The sequence below is a fragment of the Dongia sp. genome, from assembly GCF_041906375.1.
Classification (GTDB): Bacteria; Pseudomonadota; Alphaproteobacteria; order Dongiales; family Dongiaceae; genus Dongia.
This window is the reverse complement of sequence record NZ_JAYRJJ010000002.1, coordinates 429,213-444,981: the sequence shown is the minus strand read 5'-3', so window position 1 is coordinate 444,981 and position 15,769 is coordinate 429,213. Positions and strand designations below refer to the sequence as shown.

Sequence of the window (15,769 nt, the reverse complement as noted above, 5' to 3'; positions counted from 1 at the left end):
TGCTGGCCCGTTGCTGGTTTGCCGGGAATCGGCAACGCATCAGCGGAAATAACTGGAAAATCCAATGATTTCACGGACCTAGCCGATCCCCTCGCACCGTCAGCGGGTGGCACTCCAAGGAGTGACGGAGGGTCGGCAGGGCTATGGACGGGCGGGTTATACACAGGCCCCCCGAAATTGCAAGCAAAGGGTCAGGGCTTGGGCCGGAAAACCCAGCGTTTGGCGGCCTCGGTGGCGGCGATATAAGCGCCGACGACCAGCAAGATAAAGGCGATTTCGGCCCCGCTCACCGGGACGAAACCGAACAGGGTCGCCAGGGGGCCCAGGAAGGGTACCAGAAGGGCAAAGGCCGCGGCCGCCACGGTCGTCCAGAGGAGAAGGCGGCCGGGCCGACTGCGCCAGGCCGGCCCCCGCGTGCGCAAAACCAGGACCACGGCGAGTTCGGTCAGGAGGGAGATCGCGAACCAGACCGTCTGAAAGAGCGGTTCGCCGGCATGGAGCACCCAGACCAGGGCGCCGAAGGTTACGAGGTCGAAGACAGAACTGATCAGCCCGAAGACGATCATGAAGCGCTGCACGTCGCCGATCCGCCAATGCTGCGCCTTCAGAAGATGTTCGGCATCGACATTGTCGGTCGAGATGGTGAGGGAAGGGAGGTCGGAAAGAAGGTTGTTGAGCAGGATCTGCTTGGCGGCCAAAGGCAGAAACGGCAGCAAGGGCGTGGCGATCGCCATGCTGATCATATTGCCGAAATTAGCGCTGGTGGTGATCGAGATGTATTTGAGGGTGTTGGCAAAGGCGCGCCGGCCATCCTCGACCCCGCGCTTGAGCACGCCCAGATCCCGCTCCAGCAGGATGATATCGGCACTTTCCCGGGCCACGTCGACCGCCTCGCGGACCGAAATGCCGACATCGGCGGCATGGAGCGCCGGGGCGTCGTTGATGCCGTCACCGAGATACCCCACCGCATGCCCATTGCGCTGCAAAGCGCGCACGATGCGTTCCTTCTGCTGCGGGTCGACCTCGACGAAAAGATCGGTCCGCGGCGCCAGATGCCACAGTGCCTCGTCCTTCATCACCGCGATCTCAGGTCCGGTCAGGATCGCCTTGGGCTGCAATCCCACGGCGGCGGCGAGATGCGCCGTCACATGGCGGTTGTCGCCGCTGATGATCTTGGTACGGATGCCGAGACGGGCGAGCTCGGTCAAAGTCTGGCGCGCATCCGCCTTGGGCGGGTCGAAGAACAGCAGGAAACCCTCGAAACACATGCCAGCTTCGTCGCCATGATCATAATTGGCCTGGGCGGTGAGCTTGCGGGTGGCCAAGGCCAGAACGCGGAACCCTTCCGCGCCCTTTTCGGCATAGAAATGCTCCAATCCGGCCCGCTTTGCGGCATCGAGCGCTGTCTCCGCGCCCTCCTGGCGCAAGGTAGTGCACACGTCCAGCACTTGGGCGAAGGCGCCTTTGGTGATGATGCGGTGCTGCGCCGGGTCGGCATCCGCCACGACGATGGTCAGTCGCTTGCGGATGAAGTCATAGGGAATTTCGTCGATCTTCCGGGCATCGATCTTGAGTCCCGAAGCTTCGCCCGCGGCGACGATGGCGGCGTCGAGGGCATTGTCGATGCCGGTCTCCAGCGCGGCGTTGGTGAACGCATCGCGGAAGACGGCCTCCGATTTTGCCCCTTTGGCATCGAGGGCGGCGTCCAATGTCACGATACCGGCGGTAAGCGTCCCGGTCTTGTCGGTACAGAGCACATCCATGCTGCCCAGGTTTTCGATGGCCTCGAGGCGGCGCACGATAACGCCCTGGCGCGCCATGGTGCGGGCGCCGGCGGACAGGGTGACGCTGACGATGGCCGGCAGCAATTCCGGCGACAGTCCGACAGCGAGGGCCACGGCAAAGAGCAGCGATTCCACCACCGGCCGGTCGAGCAGCAGGTTGACCGTGAGCACGAACAGCACGATGACGATCATCACGCGGACGAGCAGGTAGCCGAACTGGCGGATTCCGCGTTGGAACTCGGTCTCCGGAGCCCGTGCCTGGAGGCGGGCCGCGATGGCGCCGAAGGCCGTGCGCGGGCCGGTGGCGGCCACCAGCACTCTTGCCGTCCCGCTGCGCACCGAGGCGCCGAGGAAGACGGCATTGCTGCGCCCGGAAAGCGGCGCCTCCGCCGCCACCCGGCCCGGCTGCTTCTCGACCGGGAAGGATTCGCCGGTAAGGCTCGCCTCGCTCACCATGAAGTCGTTGGCGGACAGCAACAGCCCGTCGGCGGGAATGAGGTTGCCGGCGGAAAGCTCAATGATGTCGCCCGGCACGATGCTGCTGGCCGGCGCCGTGACCAGCTTGCCGCCGCGCCACACCTTGCTGGTCAGCGCCAGATGCCGCTTCAGCTCCTCGACCGCGGCCGAGGCCCGATATTCCTGATAGAAGCCGAGCAGCGTGCTGATCAGCACGATGGCAAGGATGATGCCGGCATCGACCAGATCCTGCAGCAGGATCGAAATGCCGGCGCCGAACAGCAGGATGATGACGAGCGGGCTCGCCAATTGGCGCAGGAACAGGCGCAAGGGGCCGAGGCGGACGACATTTTCGACGCTGTTGGGGCCAAAGCGCTTCAGCCGCTGCGCGGCCTCCCGCTCACTCAGCCCCTGCAGATCCGCCAGCAGCGATGCCGCCGCTGCCGGCGGATCGAGACTCCAGAAGGGCGTGCCGTCCGTCATGATGCCGTGTGCTTGCGTGTCGTGTGACCGTGCCGGCGCAGCTCGCGCCGTGCGATCAGCAGGCCGGGTAGCATCGGCAGCCAGAAGGTAAAGCCGCGCAGCAGCAAGGTGGCGGTGAGCGCCGCTTCGACCGATTGCCCCTGGAGGTGCAGGATGGCCACCGAGACCGCTTCGAACGTGCCGAGACCCAGAGGCATGGGGCCGATGGTGGCGGCGAGAGAGGCCATCATGAAGGCGGCGAAAGCAGCGCTCGGCGCGGCGGGGGCGCCGATTGCCTGCAGCATCACCCAAAGTGTCGCCGCATCCAGCAGGAACACCATCATCTGCAGCAAGCTCGCCTGCAGGAACGGCTTGGGGTTGCGCAGCAATCTGGCCGGCGCCGCGGCAAGGGCCTCAAGCAGGGTCGCCACGCCCGGCACATGGTTGAGCCAGCGGGCCATGGGCGAAGCCTTGCCGGGGCCGTTGCTGTGAACCGACCAGCGGCGCAAGGCCAACACAATGAGCGGAATGCCGGTGGCGACGAAAACGAAGATGACGGCGGCGCCGATCATGTAGAGATCGAGGATGTCCTGGAAATAGAGCACGGCCAGGGCCGCCAGCACGGCGCTGAGATAGGCGACATAGAACGAGATCATGCCGATGAGGAGTGCCGCCATGGCAAGCCCGGAGGCGATTCCGCGCCGTTCCAGCGCCATCACCACCAGCAGCGTGCCGCCGATGCCGCCCGTGGGGAGTGCCTGGTCGGTGAAAAGCTTGGCAAGGCCCAGCGGCACGATCGACCAGAAACGCCGATGCGATCCCATATGGCGGAGCGCCCCGTGCCAGACGGCTGCTGCAACGATATAGGTGAGACATTGCAGACCGAAGGCAAGCAGCAGCCATAACGGCTGTGCCTGCCGCAGCAAGACAGCAAAATGTTCAAGTTCGGTGAAACGCGTCGCCACCAGCACGACGGCGGCCAGGATGAGCAGACCGGACAGCCATGAAAGGGCGAGGCGCCAGCCCGTACCGGACGGCGCAGCGAGTCTCAGCGGCGAGTCACCCGTGCTCATGGCGGCAGGATCGGGGAGCCGGCCTGATTTTTCCAGCCCCCTTATCGCCGCAACGGCGGCTCAGGCGCTGCGCCCGTCATAGGGAATGCGCTTCAAGGATGCGAGGTCGACCCCCTCCAGGCAGCGCACGTTGATGGCCGCCGTCTTGCTGCCGTCGGGCGCCGTGCCGAAACCGAAGGGTGCGCAGCCGCAGGTCGGGCAGAAATGATGGTCGATGACATGTTTGTTGAACTGATAGATCGTCGTCCGCAACTCGGGCGAGCCGATCCGCAACTTGTCCTGGGGCACGAACCACAGCAGATAGCCTTTACGGCTGCAATGCGAACAATTGCATTCGACGACCTGCTCGAAGTCACCCTCCACCTGGAATCTGATCTGGCCGCAATGGCAGCTGCCCGTGTGCATGGTTTGTTCCCTCCTGTTTTCCATGCCATACAACTCCCGGGCTGCGGGGGCAAGCCATTCGGCCAAATCCGGTTCCGCGCTTGACGGCGGGGCCAGTCCTGGGGTCTAAGCCCGGCACTCTTTCTTATGGAGGCAATCTCGATGCGTGCTTTCGTTTTCCCCGGCCAGGGGTCGCAGGCCGTCGGCATGGGCAAGGCTTTGGCCGAGGCGTTCGGGCCGGCCCGCCTGGTTTTCGAAGAAATCGATGACGCGCTGGGGCAGAAGCTCTCCAAGCTGATGTTCGAGGGGCCGGAAGGCGACCTCACGCTGACCGAGAATGCCCAGCCCGCGCTGATGGCCGTCTCATTGGCCGTGCTGCGGGTGCTGGAGACCGAGGGCAAATTCCGCCTCGCCGACAAGGCATCCTATGTGGCCGGGCATTCCTTGGGCGAATATTCGGCCCTGGCTGCCGCCGGCGCCTTTACCCTCGCCGATACCGCGCGCCTCTTGAAGCTGCGCGGCCAGGCGATGCAGAAGGCTGTGCCGGTGGGCGAGGGGGCGATGGCTGCCCTTCTCAATTTCGACCTTGAGCGCGCGCAGAAGGTGGCTGCTCAGGCGGCTGCTGAAACCAATCTGGTCTGCGCGGTCGCCAATGACAATGACCCCTCCCAGGTCGTCATCTCCGGCGCCAAGGCGGCGGTCGAGCGCGGCGGCGCGCTGGCGCTTGAAGCCGGGGCCAAGCGTTCGGTCATGCTGCCCGTTTCCGCCCCCTTCCATTGCCCGCTGATGCAGCCCGCCGCCGATGCGATGGCGGAAGCGCTGGCCAAGACCGATATCAGAATGCCGGTCGTGCCGGTCATCGCCAATGTGACGGCCCAGCCGGTCTCCGACCCCGCCGCCATTCGCAAGCTTCTGGTCGATCAGGTGACCGGCACCGTGCGCTGGCGCGAAAGCGTGCAGACCCTGAAAAGCCTCAACGTTTCGCATGTTTTCGAGCTGGGCGCCGGCAAGGTGCTGAGCGGCTTGGTGAAGCGCATCGACAAGGAAATCGACAGCCTGTCGGTCGGCCAGCCGGCCGATATCGAAGCCGCCCTCAAGATTCTGGTCTGAAGGAGTTCTCCATGATGTTCGATCTTTCCGGCAAGACCGCGCTCGTCACGGGTGCTTCGGGCGGTATCGGCGGCGCCATCGCCAAGGCGCTGCACGCGCAGGGTGCCACCGTCGGCATTTCCGGCACGCGCCGCGAAGCGCTTGATGCGCTGGCAGCCGAGCTCAAGGACCGGGTCCATGTCTTCGTTGCCGATCTCGGCGATCCGGCGTCGACGGATGCCCTGGTGAAGGACGCCGAAGCGGCCCTGGGCAAGCTCGACATCCTCGTCAACAATGCCGGGCTCACGCGCGACAACATCGCCATGCGCATGAAGGACGAGGAGTGGCAGAAGGTCATCGACGTCAACCTCACCGCCGGCTTCCGCCTTGCCCGCGCCGCCATGCGCGGCATGATGAAGCGCCGTTTCGGGCGCATCATCGGCATCACCTCGGTGGTCGGCGTCACCGGCAATCCGGGCCAGGCCAATTATGCCGCCGCCAAGGCCGGCATGATCGGCATGAGCAAGGCCCTGGCGCAGGAACTGGCCAGCCGCAGCATTACAGTGAATTGCGTGGCCCCCGGTTTCATCGAAACGGCCATGACCGATGCCTTGACCGATGAACAGCGCAACCAGATCCTGCCCAAGGTGCCGGCCGGCCGGCTGGGCCAGGCCCAGGAGATCGCCAGCGCCGTGGTTTATCTCGCCAGCGACGAGGCCGCCTATGTGACTGGCCAGACACTTCACGTGAATGGCGGTATGGCCATGATCTGATTACATTTTTATGTGATCGGGCGAGGTGGCGCCGGGGCTACTGGTCAAGTCCGGCTGAGTTGTGTTAAGTGACCGCTGACTATTAGCTCTGATTCATCCGGAATAGCGGGACGGAACCGATATTCGGGTGTGGAATTCGGGTAACAATTGCAAGGACCGTCGGCCAGAAGAAAAGGCCGGCTCAAACAAGGGAAGACAGAGATGAGCGACGTTGCTGAGCGCGTGAAGAAGATCGTGATCGAGCACCTCGGCGTGGAAGAAGCCAAGGTCACGGAAGGTGCGAATTTCATCGACGATCTGGGCGCGGACAGCCTCGATACGGTCGAGTTGGTGATGGCCTTCGAAGAGGAATTCGGTTGCGAAATCCCCGACGACGCGGCTGAGAAGATTCTCACCGTGAAGGACGCCATCGACTACATCAAGTCGAAGTCTGCCTAAGGCATTTTCCGGTCGAAGCTGTTGATCAAGTATTTGATCTGTGGCAATGGCCGGAACGATTGAGAAATCACGTGCGGGCCCCGGTTTCGGGGCCCAAACGATTTCTAGTGATAAGCATTTTCGGGACATTTGCGTCGCATCTCGCGGCGTATTCATGGACCGAGGCGTAAACTTAAACGGCAAAGAGTGAGCGAGGACATCATGCGTCGCGTGGTCGTCACCGGTATGGGCATCGTGTCGCCCCTGGGTGTGGGTGTGGAACATGTATGGAAGCGCCTGCTGAAGGCCGAATCCGGCATCAGCGGCATCCAGAGCTTCGATGTCTCGGATCTTCCCTGCAAGATCGGCGGCCAAGTGCCGCTGGGCGACAAGGCTTCGGGCAACTACAACCCCGACGAATACGTCTCCACCAAAGACCAGAAGAAGATGGAGCCGTTCATCGTCATGGGTGTGGCGGCAGCCACCGAAGCCGTGGCCGACAGCGGCTGGGCGCCGACCGAGCAGGAAGACCTCGACCGCACCGGCGTGCTCATCGGGTCGGGCATTGGTGGCCTCAATGGCATCTACGACACCGCGCTCATCCTCAAGGAAAAGGGCCCGCGCCGCGTCAGCCCGTTCTTCGTGCCGTCCTGCCTCATCAATCTGGTTTCCGGCCACGTCTCGATCAAATACGGCTTCCGCGGTCCCAACCATTCCGTGGTCACGGCCTGCGCCACCGGCACCCATGCCATCGGTGATGCCGCGCGCATGATCGCCCTCGACGATGCCGATGTGATGGTGGCCGGCGGTGCCGAAGCCACCATCGGCCGCATCGGCTATGCCGGCTTCTGCGCCGCGCGTGCCATGTCGACCTCGTTCAATGATGACCCGACCGCGGCGTCGCGTCCCTGGGACAAGGATCGCGACGGCTTCGTCATGGGCGAAGGTGCGGGCATGCTGGTGCTCGAGGAATACGAACACGCCAAGAAGCGCGGTGCCAAGATTTATGCCGAGGTGGTGGGTTACGGCCTGTCGGGCGATGCCTATCACATCACGGCACCGTCGGATGACGGCAACGGCGGTTTCCGCGCCATGCAGGCGGCTCTGAAGCGCGCCAAGATGAATCCCGAGGACATCGATTACATCAACGCCCACGGTACCTCGACGCCGCTCGGTGACGAGATCGAGCTCGGCGCGGTGAAGCGTCTCTTCGGCGATTCCGCCTACAAGCTCACCATGTCGTCGACCAAATCGGCCACCGGCCATCTGCTGGGGGCTGCGGGTGCGGTCGAGGGCATCTTCTCGATCCTGGCTCTCCGCGACCAGGTGGCGCCGCCGACCCTCAATCTCACCAACCCGTCCGAGGGGTGCGACATCGACTTGGCGCCGAAGCAAGCAAAACAGCGCAAGATTCGCGCGGCGCTGTCGAACTCCTTCGGTTTCGGCGGCACCAACGCCAGCGTCATCTTCACCGGCGTGAACTGAGGTTCGGGCCGCAGCCGGCGCTTTCGCTATGCCAAGCCATCTGCCCATGCTGGCACCGGTCATCGTCCTCGTCATGATGATGCTCTCGGTGCTGTCATGAGGCTGAACGGCAAGACGCTCGCCGAAATCATCGGCGGCGTGCTGTTCCTCATTCTGCTGGTGGGCGGCGGGGCCGGCGCCTGGTTCTGGAACGCCTTTAATGCCGGCGGACCTTTGCGTGACGAGACCGTGCTGGTGATCCCCAAGGGCAGCGGCGTCAACGCCATCGCCGAACTTCTCGCCAAGGAAGGCGTCATCGACAATCCCCTGGTCTTCAAGCTGGGCGTGAAGCTGTTCGCCAAGGACCAGCCGCTCCATGCCGGCGAATTCCGCTTTCCGACCGCCGCGTCCCCGCGCGGCGCCATGCAGGTGCTGATCGAAGGCAGATCGGTGCTCCACCGCATCACCATGGCCGAAGGTTGGACGGTGCGCGAGATTTTCGACGTGCTCGCGGCCTCGCCCCTGCTCGATGGACCGTTGCCGCCGCCGCCGGCGGAAGGGACGCTGCTGCCGGAGACCTATTTCTTCGTGCGCGGCGACGATCGCGGCGCCCTGGTCGAGCGGATGAAGACGAATATGAGCGAGACCCTGGCGCGCCTCTGGGAGAAGCGCGACACCGAGATCGCCCTGGAATCGCCGCTGCAGGCCGTCATCCTCGCCTCCATCGTCGAAAAGGAAACCGGCATCAAGGACGAACGCGCGCGCGTTGCCGCCGTCTTTCATAACCGCCTCAGACAAGGCATGTCGCTGCAATCGGATCCGACCGTAATCTATGCGGTGACCCTGGGCAAGGCGCCGCTCGGGCGCGACCTTACCTATGCCGATCTGAAGCTCGACAGTCCCTACAACACCTATGTCATCACCGGCCTGCCGCCGTCGCCGATCGCCAATCCGGGCGAGGCGTCCTTGCAGGCCGTGTTGCACCCCAAGAAGACCAAGGAACTCTATTTCGTGGCCGACGGGTCCGGCGGGCATGCCTTTGCCGAAACCATGGACGGCCATCTCAAGAATGTCGCCAAATGGCGCAAGCTCCAGAAACAGAACAAGCAGGCCAATTGATGTCGCTCGATCCGAATGACAGCCAGACTCCAGTGAGCAATCGTATGGAACCGGTCATGAATGTCGGCAAGCAATGTGCGCTCTATCTGGGCGTGGTGGCGGCGCTGGCCGGTGGTGTCGCTTTCTTCGGCCCCTTCGACCATGTGCCGGCGGTGGCGCAGGAACAGACAAGCCTGCCGCTCGAAGGCGAATTCGACATGGCGGCCCCCCTCGATGCCGCCGAGGGTGCGCCAAAGGATATCGCGGTCTTCTATGTGACGGGCAAGGCCGCCGAGAAGATGTGGGCCGCCTTCCCGATGGAACCGGTCCAGGATGAATGCGTCGGCCGCTTCTCCAAATACGGCAACGGCATCGTTTGCTACGGCGCCAATGGCGACGGCTCGCCGACCGAAGAACCCTATGAATGCAGCTTCGGTATCGACATGAAGAACCAGACGCTGACCCTGCCGCACGATTGCTGACGCGTCAGCTGGTCGGTACCACCACGACGGGCGACAGCAGCAGCACGAACAGGCTCTGCGCCAGGGTGTAGTCGACGATGGCGAGGATGCCGGCGCCAATATAGCCGATGCCCATCAACACATGCAGCTGATAGGTCTCGTAGACCAGTGAAGCGATGATCAACGCGCTGAACAGCAGGCTCGGTATGCCGCCGAGCGCGCCGCTGCTCTCCACCAAGGAAAGCGCGCAGGCGATGACGGAAAGACCGGCGCCGAACCAATTGTAGCTGCTGAGCGCGCCGATCGCCTGCGTTTCCCGCTCGATCGCGCGGCCGACGAGAATGAGGATGAGCGGGAACATCACCCAACCCAGCACATAGCAGGTGCCGATGGTGACGATGGCAAGGAGCGGCGTCGCCGCACTGGCCAGATCGACTTCGGTGAAGAGGCGGAAGAGGAAGACGGGCAGCATCGGCACCATCAGCCGGAAGGAGCGCCTGGCGCCCTCCGGGCTGCGGTCGAACCAGTTGACGAAGCCCGCGTCGAAGCGCAGCAGCAGCATGAGGCCGGTGAAGGCGGCGCGTGCTTCCGCCCAGCTACGCATCGAGATAGGCGTCTAGCACGCGCTCATAGATCCGGCTCAGGGCTTCGATATCCGCCACCGGCACATGCTCATCGACCTTGTGCATCGTGGCGCCGGCCAGGCCGAATTCGATCACCGGGCAGACATTCTTGATGAAGCGTGCATCCGATGTGCCGCCGGTGGTGGAAAGCTCGGGTGTCAGGCCGGTTTCCGCCTTCACCGCCTCGACCAGCAGCGCCGAGAGGGCGCCCGGCGGTGTCAGGAAGGATTCGCCCGAGCATTCGCAGACCAGATCATAGCGCCCGCCCACGGTATCAAGCCGCCGGCGGATCTCGGCCTCTAGGCTCTTGGCCGTATAAAGATCGTTGAAGCGCGAATTGAAAACCGCTTTCGCTTCGGCGGGAATGACATTGTTGGCCGGGTTGCCGACGTCGACGGTGGCGAATTGCAGGGTCGTCGCCGGAAAATGGGCAGAGCCCTGATCGAGCGGTTCGGTCAGGACCGCGATCATTTTCGAGAGGCGATGGATCGGGTTGTCGGCGAGATGCGGATAGGCCGTGTGACCCTGGACGCCGTGCACGGTGAGGCGCCCGGTGAAGCTGCCACGCCGGCCGATCTTGGCCATCTCGCCGAGCTTGGTGGGGTTGGTCGGTTCGCCGACGATGCAGGCATCGAGCTTCTCGCCCTTGGCGACCAGCCAATCCAGCACCGGCTTGGTGCCATTGACGGCCGGGCCTTCCTCGTCGCCGGTGATGAGCAGCGAGATTGTCCCGGCGAACTTGCCTTGGCGCTTTGCCACGAAACGCGCCGCCGCCGCGGCGAAGGCCGCGATGGCGCTCTTCATGTCGGCGGCACCCCGGCCATAGAGCTTGCCGTCCTGGATCTCGGCGGCGAAGGGGTCGCTGCTCCAGCTTTCAGCCCGGCCCACCGGCACGACGTCGGTATGGCCGGCAAAGCAGATGTTCTTGCCGGGGCGGTCGCCCTTGCGGCTGGCATAGAGATTCTGGATCTCCGTGGTGCCGGCAGCGGCGAAGGGCAGGCGCTGGTTCTGGAACCCCGCTTGCGCCAGGGCCGCCTCCAGCACGCCGATGGCGCCTTCGTCCTTCGGTGTGACCGACGGGCGCCGGATGAGGTCCTGGGCGAGCTTGACGGGGTCCACGATGTCTTAGTCCCGGAGCAGATCGTTGATCGAGGTCTTCGACCGCGTCTTTTCGTCGACGCGCTTGATGATGACTGCGCAATAAAGGCTGGGGCCGGGCGTGCCATCGGGCAGCGGCTTGCCGGGCAGGGCGCCGGGGACGACCACCGAATAGGCCGGCACGCGGCCGTAATGCACTTCGCCGGTCACACGGTCGACGATCTTGGTCGAGGCGCCGATGAAGACACCCATCGAGATGACCGAGCCGGTTTCAACGACGACGCCCTCGACCACTTCCGAACGGGCGCCGACGAAACAACCGTCCTCGATGATGACCGGGCCGGCCTGCAGGGGCTCGAGGACACCGCCGAGGCCGACGCCGCCGGAGATATGACAGTTCTTGCCCACTTGGGCGCATGAGCCGATCGTCACCCAGGTGTCGACCATGGTGCCGGAATCCACATAGGCGCCGACATTGATGAAGCTCGGCATCACGACGACGCTGGGCGCCACATAGGCGCTCTGGCGCACCACCGCACCGGGGACGGCGCGGAAGCCTGCGGCCTTGAAGCGCGCCTCGTCCCAGCCGGCGAATTTCGAGGGCACCTTGTCGAACCAGGCCGCCTCGCCGCCCGGGAAATCGCCGCCGCCAGCGACGCGATAGGAATCGTTGAGGCGGAAGGAGAGCAGCACGGCTTTCTTCAGCCACTGGTTGGTCTGCCATTTGCCGCCCACCTTCTCGGCGACGCGGTACGTGCCGTCATCGAGCTTGGCCAGCGCATGGATGACCGCATCGCGCACCTCGCCTTTGGTGGCGGCGCTGATCTCGGCCCGCTTTTCCCAGGCGGCGTCGATAACCTTGGCCAAATCGCTCATAGAATGCTCCCCGTTTTCGCTGGTAAGCCGAAGGGCCACAAGAAGGCAGCCAGGTCTTCGGTCACGTGATGGATGAAGGATGGATCGACGTCGGGACCCGCCCAATCGTCCTCGGTCTTGACCAGCACGGTGGTCATGCCGAGTTCGTGGGCCGGGGCGAGATTGCGCGGCATGTCGTCGATCATGACGGCCCCTGCCGGGTCGATCCGGTGTTCCGCACACAGGCGGCGATAGACGCCAAGATCGGGCTTGGGCACGAAATCCGAGGCGACGATGTCGAAGATCGCCTCGAAATGACGGCCGATGCCGACCTTTTCCATGACCCTTTCGGCATGCGGGACCGAGCCGTTGGTGAAGATCACCTTGCGGCCGGGCAAGGCGGCGATGGCGGCATCCAGCGCCGGATTGGGCGCCAGTCCGGACAGGTCGATCGCATGCACGAAATCGAGGAAGTGATGGGGGTCGATCCCGTCATTGACGATGAGGCCGCGCAGCGTCGTCATATGCTCTTGGAAATAGCGTTTCTGCAGCGCCAGGGCTTCACTCTCGCTAAGCCCCAGATTTTCCCGGATATACTGGCGGATGCGCACCTGCACCTGGTCGAACAGCCGGCAGGATGCAGGATAGAGCGTGTTGTCGAGGTCGAAAATCCAGGTACCGACCGGTTTTGCCTTCCCTAACGACATGACTGCCACTGACTTCCCGCATCGACTGCACTGATCCGGCCCGGACCTTATGGCCTGCGGCCAAAGCTCGCAAGCCGTGAGCGGGGCAAAAGAGGGGAGTTGTCGGCCGGTTTAACACCCTATTAATCGTGTGGGCGGCAATCTCTCCGACATCATGCCCGCAACGCCCGCAGCACATCCCGCACCCGCCCAGACCGCCCTCGCCGCGGCCAAATCGCTATTCGCCGCGGGTGGTCCTTTCGCCCTCGACCGCAACCCGGTCCTGCTTCTCGGACCGGCGGGCGAAATCCTTGCCGCCAATGGTGCCGCTGCCCCTCTCGTCAAAGGTGTGGCGGACCCCGCGCCGGATCTCGCTGCGGCTGTCGCCTCTGCCAGGAATGGCTCGGCCGGGCGCCTGGCCGCCATCGAGCTGACCGGTGCCGACGGCAAGCCGCTCTCGCTCGATCTGACCCTGCTGCCTTGTGCGGGCGACGGTGGCACGGGTGTCCTGCTGCTGGGGCGCGATATCAGCCTGGAGCGGGCCCTGCGCGGCGCCCTCATCGATTCGCGGCAGCGCTTCAAGGAACTGATCGACGCCGCCGCCGATTTCACCTGGGAAGTGGATGCCGAGGGTGCCTTCGCTTTCGTTTCCGGCCCGCTCGCCATGGGTTATCCGCCGGCGGATCTCATCGGCCGCAAGCCGCGGGATTTCGCCATAGCCGAGGGTGCCGAGATGGCCTTCCACGGCGACGGACCCCATGGCGGCAGCGAGATCTGGATGCGCGCCGCCGGCGGCCGGCCGATCTGCCTGCTGGTGCAGGCCCAACCCTTGTCGGCGACCGGCACATTCCGCGGTGCGCGCGGGTTGGCCCGTGACATCACCGCCCAGAAGGCGCGCGAGACGGAATTGGCCGAGGCGCGGCATCGCGAACGGCTCGTCGTGCATCTGCTGCGCTCGTTGCGCCGGACCATCGACCCGGCGGAAGCGATTGCCACCGCCCTCAACACGGCCATCCAGGCCGTGGGGGCCGATTTCGGCCGCGTGGCCCGCTTCGGCACCGAGGGCGCCGTCGAGGCGCTGGGTGGCGATACCACCCCGGCGGATTCCATCCTGATCCAGGCGGCCAGCCAGGCACCAGAAGGCGTCGCCATGATTCAGGATGGCCATCGCCTGGGGCTCGCCTTTCTGTGCCGCCATGACGGACGCCGGGTCGGCCTGCTGATCCTGTGGCGCGATGCGACGCGGGGCGACTGGCTGGCGGACGATCTCTTCCTGCTGGGCGAACTCGCCGAGCAACTCGCTGTCCTCATCGAACAACTTAAGGGTCATGAGCAGCTGAAGCATCTCTCCACCACTGATGCACTGACCGGTCTCCTCAACCGGCGCGGCTTCGAGACGACCCTGGCGCGTGTGGTCGAGCGGGCCCGCCACGCCCATCACGGCGGCGCGCTGGTCTATGTCGATCTCGACAATTTCAAGCAGATCAATGACCGCTTCGGCCATGCCCAGGGGGATGCGGCACTCATCGCCACCGCCAATATCCTGCGCAACCAGATGCGCGCGCGCGATCCCATCGGCCGGCTGGGCGGGGACGAATTCGTGGCCTGGATCGACGAGGTCGACCGGGCGGAAGCGATTGCCAAGGCGGTGGCGCTGCAGGAAGCGGCAAAATCGCTGGCAAGCTTCGCTCCCGGTACCGAGAAGCCGCTCGGCTTCTCCATCGGCATCGCCATGCTGCGCCCAAGCGACGCGGATTCTCTCGACGCGCTGATGGCGCGCGCGGACGAGGCGATGTATCGCATAAAGCACGGCGGCAAAGGCAGTTACGTGGTGGTGGATTAGGCATGGAATACGAAGAGGCCAAGCGGCTCGCCGCCGCCGGAAGCGATGCTCAGCGCCGCGCCCTTGCCGCGCGCAACGATATCCGGCCGGAAATTCTTTATTTCCTGGCCGAGGATAAATCGGCCGATGTTCGCCGTGCCATCGCCGGCAATGAGGCAACGCCGCGCCAGGCCGACCTGCTGCTGGCGCGCGACACCGACCAGAGTGTGCGCGAATTGCTGGCGCAGAAGATCGCGCGTCTGGCCCCGCAGCTGTCGCAGGAAGCCCGCACGCAGATTCGCGATATGACCATCGAGGTGCTGGAAACCCTGGCGCGCGACCAGGCGGTGAAAGTCCGGCGCATCGTGGCCGAGGCCCTGAAAGACCTCACCGACGCACCGCCACACATCATTCAGGAACTGGCCCGCGATCTGGAGATCAAGGTCGCCGGGCCGGTCCTCCAATACTCACCCATTCTCACCGATGATGATCTCATGGAGATCATCAGCAGCGGCCCCATTCGCGGGGCGCTGACCGCCATCGCCAAGCGCCGCCGCATCGGCGACCGGCTGGCGGATGCGATCGTTGCCGCGGCGGTCGAGGTGCCGGAAGAAACCGAGACCATCACCGGCCTCCTCAACAATGGCAGCGCCCAGATCCGCGAGGAGACGCTGGACCTCATCCTCGACAAGGCGCCGGCGATCGAGGAATGGCAGGAACCGCTGGTGAAACGCCCGCTCTTGCCGATGAATGCGGTGAAGCGGCTGGCCGAATTCGTCTCTTCCTCCCTGTTCGACCTGCTGACAGCGCGGCCCGATCTCGATAAAACGACCGCGAAAGCTGTGGCAAAGGCGGTCAAGAAGCGTCTTGCCGCCGAAGCCAAGCAGCGTGAATCGGCCGACAGCACCACCCCGCCGCCGCCGGGCGACGAGGAGGCGATGAACGGCGCCATCGCCGGCGGCAAGCGTGAGCAGGTGATGGCCGCCCTCGGCCGCGACGCCGCGTTGGACGCTGTCATCATCAAGAAGATCATGACCTCGATGAGCGCCAAGGCCGTGACGGCCCTCGCCTGGAAGGCCAAGCTCAGTATGCGCCAGGCCCTGCAGCTGCAGTTGAAGATTGCCGGCATACCGCCGCACCAGGTGCTGAACCCGAGGGGCGGTACCGACTATCCGCTGACCGAGCGAGAGATGGAGTGGCAGCTGGAACTCTTCACCGGCTGAC

General features: G+C 64.5%; 15 protein-coding genes. 8 read left to right on the top strand and 7 right to left on the bottom strand.

Annotation, left to right across the window (positions count from 1 at the left end; genetic code table 11):
- Positions 1-191: 191 nt before the first annotated feature.
- From mgtA to ACE3OA_RS08865, 3 genes are read right to left on the bottom strand one after another with little or no spacing between them, the layout of a single operon-like run.
- Entirely contained in the window at positions 192-2,723 is a 2,532-nt protein-coding gene (mgtA, locus tag ACE3OA_RS08875) for a magnesium-translocating P-type ATPase (RefSeq protein WP_374310112.1), read from the bottom strand.
- On the bottom strand, positions 2,720-3,775 hold the full coding sequence (locus ACE3OA_RS08870; RefSeq protein WP_374310110.1) for a lysylphosphatidylglycerol synthase transmembrane domain-containing protein: 1,056 nt from the start codon (positions 3,773-3,775) through the stop codon (positions 2,720-2,722). The genes mgtA and ACE3OA_RS08870 overlap by 4 nt, the downstream gene beginning before the upstream one ends.
- 60 nt (positions 3,776-3,835) lie before the next feature.
- Positions 3,836-4,180 carry a GFA family protein gene (locus ACE3OA_RS08865; protein ID WP_374310108.1) on the bottom strand — a complete coding sequence of 115 codons (345 nt, stop codon included), beginning with the start codon at positions 4,178-4,180 and terminating at the stop codon, positions 3,836-3,838.
- Positions 4,181-4,321: 141 nt separating this feature from the next.
- On the opposite strand from ACE3OA_RS08865, the gene fabD reads away from it, so the two are divergent.
- From fabD to ACE3OA_RS08835, 6 genes are all read left to right on the top strand, one after another.
- Positions 4,322-5,269: an ACP S-malonyltransferase gene (fabD, locus tag ACE3OA_RS08860; RefSeq protein WP_374310106.1), complete on the top strand. Its 948-nt coding sequence runs from the start codon at positions 4,322-4,324 to the stop codon at positions 5,267-5,269.
- A gap of 14 nt (positions 5,270-5,283) precedes the next feature.
- Positions 5,284-6,021: a 3-oxoacyl-[acyl-carrier-protein] reductase gene (fabG, locus tag ACE3OA_RS08855; protein ID WP_374310897.1), complete on the top strand. Its 738-nt coding sequence runs from the start codon at positions 5,284-5,286 to the stop codon at positions 6,019-6,021.
- Positions 6,022-6,222: 201 nt separating this feature from the next.
- Positions 6,223-6,459, top strand: a complete 237-nt coding sequence (locus ACE3OA_RS08850; RefSeq protein ID WP_133613758.1) for an acyl carrier protein — start codon at positions 6,223-6,225, stop codon at positions 6,457-6,459.
- 201 nt (positions 6,460-6,660) lie between these two features.
- Positions 6,661-7,923: a beta-ketoacyl-ACP synthase II gene (gene fabF / locus ACE3OA_RS08845; RefSeq protein ID WP_374310104.1), complete on the top strand. Its 1,263-nt coding sequence runs from the start codon at positions 6,661-6,663 to the stop codon at positions 7,921-7,923.
- A gap of 96 nt (positions 7,924-8,019) precedes the next feature.
- Entirely contained in the window at positions 8,020-9,021 is a 1,002-nt protein-coding gene (mltG, locus tag ACE3OA_RS08840) for an endolytic transglycosylase MltG (protein WP_374310102.1), read from the top strand.
- Positions 9,021-9,482, top strand: a complete 462-nt coding sequence (locus ACE3OA_RS08835) for a hypothetical protein (protein WP_374310100.1) — start codon at positions 9,021-9,023, stop codon at positions 9,480-9,482. The genes mltG and ACE3OA_RS08835 overlap by 1 nt, the downstream gene beginning before the upstream one ends.
- 4 nt (positions 9,483-9,486) lie before the next feature.
- Here ACE3OA_RS08835 and ACE3OA_RS08830 read toward each other — a convergent pair whose 3' ends face one another.
- The 4 genes from ACE3OA_RS08830 to ACE3OA_RS08815 are packed head-to-tail and all read right to left on the bottom strand — an operon-like array spanning position 9,487 to position 12,744.
- Positions 9,487-10,065 carry a hypothetical protein gene (locus tag ACE3OA_RS08830; RefSeq protein ID WP_374310098.1) on the bottom strand — a complete coding sequence of 193 codons (579 nt, stop codon included), beginning with the start codon at positions 10,063-10,065 and terminating at the stop codon, positions 9,487-9,489.
- Positions 10,058-11,206 (bottom strand): succinyl-diaminopimelate desuccinylase, encoded by a 1,149-nt coding sequence (gene dapE, locus ACE3OA_RS08825; protein WP_374310896.1) that lies wholly within the window; start codon positions 11,204-11,206, stop codon positions 10,058-10,060. The genes ACE3OA_RS08830 and dapE overlap by 8 nt, the downstream gene beginning before the upstream one ends.
- 3 nt (positions 11,207-11,209) lie before the next feature.
- Complete coding sequence (dapD, locus tag ACE3OA_RS08820; RefSeq protein WP_374310096.1) at positions 11,210-12,058, bottom strand: 2,3,4,5-tetrahydropyridine-2,6-dicarboxylate N-succinyltransferase; 849 nt, start codon at positions 12,056-12,058, stop codon at positions 11,210-11,212.
- A complete protein-coding gene (locus ACE3OA_RS08815) occupies positions 12,055-12,744 on the bottom strand; it encodes a pyrimidine 5'-nucleotidase (protein WP_374310094.1) in 690 nt (229 codons plus the stop codon). The genes dapD and ACE3OA_RS08815 overlap by 4 nt, the downstream gene beginning before the upstream one ends.
- 154 nt (positions 12,745-12,898) lie before the next feature.
- On the opposite strand from ACE3OA_RS08815, the gene ACE3OA_RS08810 reads away from it, so the two are divergent.
- Together ACE3OA_RS08810 and ACE3OA_RS08805 are read left to right on the top strand one after the other, a co-directional pair.
- A complete protein-coding gene (locus ACE3OA_RS08810) occupies positions 12,899-14,566 on the top strand; it encodes a diguanylate cyclase (RefSeq protein WP_374310092.1) in 1,668 nt (555 codons plus the stop codon).
- A 2-nt stretch (positions 14,567-14,568) separates the two neighbouring features.
- On the top strand, positions 14,569-15,768 hold the full coding sequence (locus ACE3OA_RS08805) for a DUF2336 domain-containing protein (protein WP_374310090.1): 1,200 nt from the start codon (positions 14,569-14,571) through the stop codon (positions 15,766-15,768).
- The last annotated feature ends 1 nt before the right edge of the window (position 15,769 follow it).